Genomic DNA, 6,967 nt, shown 5'->3' on the forward strand with positions numbered 1-6,967 from the left:
CCGCGTTATAACACGGCTTTTTCTTTTAATTTAGGTACTTAAACACTACTCTTTTTCATTTTCCATAAAACGTTGTAACTGATCTTTTAAGTTTGGCGGAATGCCTTTAATCACTAGTGTATCGGTTGCTTCGTTGTACGTTACGCGCTCGCCTAAGTGTTTACGTTCAAAACTTACACTTACACCACCACCAAGACCTGAAAACTTAACCATACTGGTTACTGTTTTTTTATCAACGGGGAAAGTTTCTTCCAAGTCATAGCTTTGCTCTTTGCAAAAACTATCAAACGGGCTGTCATCGCCTTTTGTAAGCGTTGCAGATAGATCGCTCACACTTGCATCTTCGCCTGTGGTTACGCAATCATTACAGTAATCAAATACTTGTTTACGTAAATCGTCTTTTTCTGATTTATCAAACTGTTGCTCTGATAAATAATCCTCTACTGCGCTAAGCATTACTTGGCTTTGCTGTTTTGAATCAATACCCTCTTCACAGCCTAAAAAGTCTAAGAAAAAGTCAGCAACTTTACGACCCGCACGCCCTTTGATAAACGAAATATAACGATTATCTTCAGCTTGCGTATCCCACGCTGTTAAATCGATACGAGCAGCGAGTTGCATGCGAGATATATCTAAATGGCGAGAAGCCGCTAAATCAAGCTCAGAGGTCATAGAGTAATGCTCTTTAATGTTAATCATCGCAATTAACATGTAATCGGTAGCAACATACTGATAATGACAAAATACTAAATAGCCTGTTTCACTAAATGCATACTTATCAAGCTCTTCTTTTAAAACCGTTGAGGCTTGCTCGGTCATATGCCAAAAGCCTAGCTCATCGTTACGGTAGCTTTGCATTGCAGATGCTACAACGCTGTTTTTATCACCACTGAAAGCACAGTAACCTTTACCTGGCTTACCATTATATGCATGATGTAATTGTTCGATAAAAACGGCTACTTTATCGTTAATTACCATCTCATCATTTCGAAGGTGAATTTGCGTATCGTCGTCTTTTTTGTCTACATAATGAACGACTAATTTTTTAACGTCTGTTGTCATCTTTGTTTTTCACGCCTCTAGTGTTAAAATACGAGAATATAACTATTTTATTGAACCAACTGATGCCAATCTTATCAAAATACTCTAATGAAGAAGTAGAACAAATCGTCGATCAGCTTATTGATGTGCTAACTAAACACAATGCGCCGGTAGATTTAAGCCTTATGTGTTTAGGAAATTCTATCACGCATATCTTAAAAGAGCATGTACCAACAGGGAAAAGACAAGCCGTAACTGAGAACTTTGCAAAAGCTCTATCACAGTCGGTTAAATAAACTCTATGAATTTATCGCAGCACAATCAGTTTTCATCAAAAGCGAGTCAGCTATTAAGCTGGGGCCATTGGTTTACTTTTGCCAATATTGGCTTGGCGCTATTTATTAGCTTAAGCTACTTATTTGCCGACTCGCCACCAACAAGCTTTATGGGCATTACTTATATGCTAGTAACGTGGTTAAGCCACACTAGTTTTATCGCCTTTTTAGCGTTTGTGCTGACGGTATTTCCGCTTAGTTTAATATTCCCCTACCCACGACATATACGAGGCATGGCGGCTGTTATAGCCACACTAGGCGCTTCACTGCTTACCCTTGATGCTTATGTTTACGTTAATTTGGGTTATCACCTAAGTATATCTGCCTTACCTGAGATTATTTCTCTACTGTGGCATCGTTTAACCAGTTCACCTGCTTTAACAACCATTTTAGCCAGTGGGATTGTATTACTTATTTTAGGCTTTCAGCTTCTTGTGAGTAATTACACATGGCAACACCTTGAACGCTTAAAACAATATAAATTTGCACGTTACGCAATTTCATTTTTAATAGTGTGTTTTTCACTTAGTCACAGTATTCATATTTGGGCTGACGCAAATTTAAACTTTGACGTAACGAAGCAAGATAATGTACTACCACTGTCATACCCTACTACCGCTAAAAGTTTATTAGCTAAAAATGACCTGCTTGATATAGAAAGCTATAAGCAAGCACATAACGTAAAAATTAATAACCAAAACATTAGTTATCAAATGCCAAGCCCGCTTGATAAGTGTGAAGACTACACACAAGCCAATGTAGATATTTTTGTATTTGAAACCCAGCAACAACTCGCTAAATTTGTTGCCGATAATAAAAACTTACACAAAACAGAGCAGTTTTTACAGCCAACTAATCACGACGATATGCTATTTAGCTTAGTGTATGGTTTGCCAGCTTTTTATAAAGCAGCAATTTTAAGAGATCAAACTCTTCCCGCATGGCAAAGTCAGCGCCGTAGCATTGAAGTAACTGGCATTGAAGAACTAAGCTTTATTAATGATCAAGCACATAGCTCTAGTGCTATTCGAGTAATTAAAGCGAGTGATAACCCTACTGTTCGAGATGATGAAACACAGGTTTTTGCTTTTAGTCTTGCCAATAACAAGCAAGAAGTAGTAACCACCTCAACTTTATACAGCTCCGACAAACGTATTTCTAAAGTAGATGGACTTATTCAACCTAGCGATTTAATTGCAACAAGCGTTGGCCAATATTTAAATTGTAAAGCTATTGCCAAGCAAACAATGCTGGGCGTTAATTTATACAAGAAAAAAGATGATATGGGCGTTAACTACTCTCAGGGTGTCGTTATAGCCTATAAAAAAGATAGGATTACCTTAATAGATTCAGATGGTAACTTTAAAAACATCTCTGCCGCTGAAGGTTTTTCTATTGAACAAGGTTTAGATATACCATTTTTAGTACAGAGTATTAAAAAGCTCAAAACCTTTACCCAATAACAGTTATCCTAACCTAGCTTGATATACCACCAAGCTAGGTTATAGTTTTATATTGTTGTTAGATATAAAAACCAAGGATGACATGTATGTTTAAAACTTCTCGTTATATTCTCCATTCTAGCTTTTTACTTATCAGTTTTTTTAGCTTTAGCGATACCACTTACTACAAATGTGTAACAGAAAAAGGCACTGTCTTTTCTCAACTGCCGTGTGACGACGAAGCAACGACTTATAAAGTTAACACGACGGGTAATCAGTATTCTGGTCCTAAGGTTGACTACACTAAACAACTAAACGAACTTGAGCGTGAAAGGCTTCTATCTGGCTTACAGGCAGAGCTTCGCAGTAATAACCATAAACTAACAATACTTGATCGTAATAAGCAGCGTGCTGAATACAAACAACAAGAGCGGTTAAATCATATTCTAGCCGTTGAAGATAAAAAGCGTATTACCAAAGACATTACTAAAAAACTAAAAATAATTAATAAAGAGTACAAAAAAGATGTATTGGTTATTACTAAACAAATTAAAATTCTCGAAAAAAAGATAGCTCAATACCAATAAATCACTCTTAATTAGCAAATAATATTTATCTTGGTTTTAAACTTAAAATAACATACCCTTAACACAATAGAGTATAAGCTCTAGGGACTATTAAGGAGTGCAAATGCAGCCTCGCCATATTGCTGAATTAATTTTAACGGGTTTTAAAAGGCACTATCAGCTATTTCAAAAAACAACGGCCAAAGCCCCTCTCGCCTTTGCAAAAAAAGATTGGCAAGCAATTAATGATATCAGCCGTTTGCGTATCAGCTATTATGATGATCGTGTTAACGAAACCACACAAGCGCTAAAAAAAGAAACCCCAACAGAGCAATTAGATGAAAGCCTATGGCTCGAAGTTAAAAAGATATATCAGCACTTTTTATGTTTCCACCCTCAAGCAGAACTCGCCGAAACCTTTTATAATTCTGTATTTTGCCGGCTGTACCATAGGCGCTATTTTCATAATGACTTTATATTTGTAGAAGCAACTTTGAAAGATGCTCCTTCAGTACCTGTTGAGGCCGAATATAGGACATACTTTCCAGTAGTTGATGGGCTAAAGCCAACAATAAAACGCATTATTAATCATTTTGATTTTAAAGCCCCATTTGTAAATTTAGAGCGTGATATTCGCCTTCTTGTTAAAGCTTTTTATAAACAAGCACCCGATACACATCACCAACCTTGGCAAATGCGCTTTGATATTTTACACACACCTTTTTATCGTAATAAAGCAGCTTATATTGTTGGTCGTGTTGTTTCAAAAAGTGGGGTTCAGCCTTTTATAATCGCCGTGTTACACGATGAAGATAACGGATTATATTTAGATGCACTTTTAACTAAATCATCTCAAATGCGTGTCATTTTTGGCTTTGCCCGTGCCTACTTTATGGTAGAGACTCATGCACCTTCAGCACTTGTCCGGTTTTTGAATCAGCTTATGCCAAACAAAACACTTGCTGAGCTCTATAACGCAGTGGGTTTTCATAAGCAGGGTAAAACTGAGTTTTATCGAGAGTTTTTAAATCACTTATCTCACTCTAGTGATGAGTTTACAATTGCACCGGGTACTCCCGGTATGGTGATGATGGTATTTACCCTTCCCTCATTTGGTTATGTTTTTAAAGTAATAAAAGACAAATTTGGTGAAAGTAAGCCCTTCGGCCGTGATACCGTATTAAAGCGTTATCAACTAGTAAAAAACCATGATCGCGTTGGCAGAATGGCCGATACCATAGAGTATTCTAACGTCGTATTTCCTTTGGCGCGTTTTGATAGTAATTTACTTGCGCAATTACATAAAACAATTGGCTCATCAATGGTAATTGAAGGCGAATGGTTGATCATCAAGCATTTATATATTGAACGGCGCATGACACCACTCAATTTATTTTTAGAAAATGCTGATGAAGAAAGTGCCGCAGACGCGATTGAAGAATACGGGCAAGCTCTAAAAGAAATGATTGCCGTTAATATATTTCCTGGCGATATGCTCTTAAAAAACTTTGGTGTAAGTAAGCACAAACGTATTATTTTTTACGATTACGATGAAGTTCAATACCTAACAGATATGAACTTTAGAGCATTACCAAAAGCAAAGAGCTACGACGACTATTTGATGGATGAACAAAGTTACTCTGTTGCACCACAAGATGTATTCCCAGAGCAGTTATGTACATTTGTAATGCCTAATCCTATGTATAAAAAGTTTTTCCTCAGCACTCATCCAGAGCTTATAGATGTTAGCTTTTGGAAGCAGGCGCAACAAAATATAAAAAATGGGCAGGTAAGTCATATTTACCCATACCCGACAGCACAGCGATTTATCCATCACTGGTAGACGCAAAGGACACACAATGAATATAAGTAAAATAGATTTAAATTTACTCGTTTATCTCGATACATTGCTTCGAGAATGCAACGTAACACGCGCTGCTAATCAATTGAGTATTACGCAGCCCGCAATGAGTAATGGCCTTAAACGTCTTCGTAACTTATTTAACGACCCTATTTTAGTTCGTACCAGCGATGGTATGGTCCCGACAGAGCGCGCTTTAGAGTTACAACCCGTTATTCGTGGCATATTAATGACGCTTGAAGAAACCCTAGCACCTAATAGAGAATTTGAGGCAAGCCAGAGTAAACGTGTATTTAGAATAATGGCCAGTGATTACGCTGCAAGTACGTTAGCGCCAAAGCTATTAAGTAAACTACACGAAGAAGCCCCCGATACTACTTTAGATATACTCACACCAAGTGATGTAACCTTTCATGATGTAGAAAACGGTAAAGTAGATATGGCAATCAACCGTTTTGAAAACTTACCTCAGTCTTTTCATCATAAACGTATTTGGAAAGACAGTTTTTGCTGCTTAGTTAAGGCCGACAACCCTATTATTGAAAACTTTAGCCTCGACAGCTACTTAAAAGCGCGCCATATATGGGTGAGTAAAACAGGTTTTGGTGTAGGTGTGGGCATGGACCCTAAAGATGTGCAAAAACTTGGTTGGGTTGACGAAGCACTTGCCCACTTTGGTAAACATCGTAACATTGCCACTTTTACGCGTAACTACCATGTAGCGATTCATTTAGCTAAAGAGAAAAATTTGATTGCGACCCTTCCTTCAAAAGCCGCAAATATATACTTAGATGATCCGGGGCTTAAAATTTTAGAGCCACCGTTTCCAATTCCTCCTTTTGAGCTTGATATGATTTGGAGCCCACTGTTACATCGCGATGCGAGCCATATCTGGTTACGCCAAAAAGTAGCTGAAGTAGCTGAAGAGCTAAAATAACTTTATTACACAATATAATGTAAAAATTGCTAAGTTAATACTTTCCTCATTAACTTAGCCCCTTTCTGAAACACAATTAAACTAATAAAATCAAACAACTACATAAAAATAAAAACGTGGAACATACATTGCTTTTATTAAATTGAACTATACATTCATTTAATAAAAGAGGTCATTATGAACACCCATCAAGGATCAGAAGTAAATCATATTACTGACATCATTCAAGTTATGAACAGCGGCATCGACTTTTATCAAAAAGCACAGGAAAAAGTTGAAGACCCTGCTATTGGCGCACTTTTTCAGCGTATGATAGATGCCCGAAAAGTGAGTGTTGAGCGCTTGCAGCCATATGCAATTAATGAAAAAGGCGAACGCGAAGATGGTTCATCTTTCGCAGTTGAAGCACGACGTGCATACACAGCCTTACTTACTACATTCACCTCACATAACGACAGCACGTATGTAAAAGAGCTTGAAGAAGTAGAAGATAAAACGCTTGTAGAAATTAAAGCCGCTATGGATAAACCACAACCGGCTGATTGCGAAGCTGCACTGGCTAAAACATTATTAACAATGCAAAGCTGCCATGCAGAAATGAGCCGTATGCAAAAGCAGTAAGCTTACATAACGCATAAATACAACCCAGCCTAGCGCTTAATGCAGATCGTTTAAGCTAATTGAACGATCTTTCAAAGGGCTCATAATAGGCTACAACAGAAGTTGTGGCCTATTTTTATGTCTGAATTTATTAAAGAATTACACCTTACGACTGAGTTTTGCCA

Annotated in this window: 7 protein-coding genes; 6 read left to right on the top strand and 1 reads right to left on the bottom strand. The window is 37.4% G+C overall.

All coding sequences use genetic code 11. From position 1 onward, the window contains the following. Nucleotides 1-45: 45 nt before the first annotated feature. On the bottom strand, nucleotides 46-1,062 hold the full coding sequence (gene yejK, locus QL995_RS18960) for a nucleoid-associated protein YejK (protein ID WP_121955650.1): 1,017 nt from the start codon (nucleotides 1,060-1,062) through the stop codon (nucleotides 46-48). A gap of 62 nt (nucleotides 1,063-1,124) precedes the next feature. Between yejK and QL995_RS18965 the strand changes: the two genes are divergently transcribed. The 6 genes from QL995_RS18965 to QL995_RS18990 all read left to right on the top strand — a co-directional run bounded on the left by QL995_RS18965 (nucleotide 1,125) and on the right by QL995_RS18990 (nucleotide 6,803). Then, on the top strand, nucleotides 1,125-1,337 hold the full coding sequence (locus QL995_RS18965; RefSeq protein ID WP_007375276.1) for a DUF1414 domain-containing protein: 213 nt from the start codon (nucleotides 1,125-1,127) through the stop codon (nucleotides 1,335-1,337). Between the two features lie 5 nt (nucleotides 1,338-1,342). Continuing rightward, entirely contained in the window at nucleotides 1,343-2,839 is a 1,497-nt protein-coding gene (locus QL995_RS18970; RefSeq protein WP_010554080.1) for a DUF3413 domain-containing protein, read from the top strand. A gap of 86 nt (nucleotides 2,840-2,925) precedes the next feature. Next, the gene (locus tag QL995_RS18975) at nucleotides 2,926-3,405 is read left to right on the top strand and encodes a DUF4124 domain-containing protein (RefSeq protein WP_290294873.1); all 480 of its coding nucleotides are present in this window, start codon (nucleotides 2,926-2,928) and stop codon (nucleotides 3,403-3,405) included. A gap of 103 nt (nucleotides 3,406-3,508) precedes the next feature. Further along, nucleotides 3,509-5,227 carry a bifunctional isocitrate dehydrogenase kinase/phosphatase gene (gene aceK / locus QL995_RS18980; protein ID WP_007585698.1) on the top strand — a complete coding sequence of 573 codons (1,719 nt, stop codon included), beginning with the start codon at nucleotides 3,509-3,511 and terminating at the stop codon, nucleotides 5,225-5,227. A gap of 16 nt (nucleotides 5,228-5,243) precedes the next feature. Then, nucleotides 5,244-6,182, top strand: a complete 939-nt coding sequence (locus tag QL995_RS18985; protein ID WP_002961484.1) for a LysR family transcriptional regulator — start codon at nucleotides 5,244-5,246, stop codon at nucleotides 6,180-6,182. 177 nt (nucleotides 6,183-6,359) lie between these two features. After that, a complete protein-coding gene (locus tag QL995_RS18990; RefSeq protein WP_007585695.1) occupies nucleotides 6,360-6,803 on the top strand; it encodes a PA2169 family four-helix-bundle protein in 444 nt (147 codons plus the stop codon). Nucleotides 6,804-6,967 lie beyond the last annotated feature (164 nt).

Origin of the sequence: Pseudoalteromonas sp. APC 3358, assembly GCF_030408075.1 — a bacterium.
Lineage (GTDB): Bacteria > Pseudomonadota > Gammaproteobacteria > Enterobacterales > Alteromonadaceae > Pseudoalteromonas > Pseudoalteromonas arctica.

Coding starts and splice junctions, on each gene's coding strand:
- yejK (WP_121955650.1), bottom strand. CDS start 1,062: ATGACAACAGACGTTAAAAAATTAGTCGTTCATTATGTAGACAAAAAA.
- QL995_RS18965 (WP_007375276.1), top strand. CDS start 1,125: ATGCCAATCTTATCAAAATACTCTAATGAAGAAGTAGAACAAATCGTC.
- QL995_RS18970 (WP_010554080.1), top strand. CDS start 1,343: ATGAATTTATCGCAGCACAATCAGTTTTCATCAAAAGCGAGTCAGCTA.
- QL995_RS18975 (WP_290294873.1), top strand. CDS start 2,926: ATGTTTAAAACTTCTCGTTATATTCTCCATTCTAGCTTTTTACTTATC.
- aceK (WP_007585698.1), top strand. CDS start 3,509: ATGCAGCCTCGCCATATTGCTGAATTAATTTTAACGGGTTTTAAAAGG.
- QL995_RS18985 (WP_002961484.1), top strand. CDS start 5,244: ATGAATATAAGTAAAATAGATTTAAATTTACTCGTTTATCTCGATACA.
- QL995_RS18990 (WP_007585695.1), top strand. CDS start 6,360: ATGAACACCCATCAAGGATCAGAAGTAAATCATATTACTGACATCATT.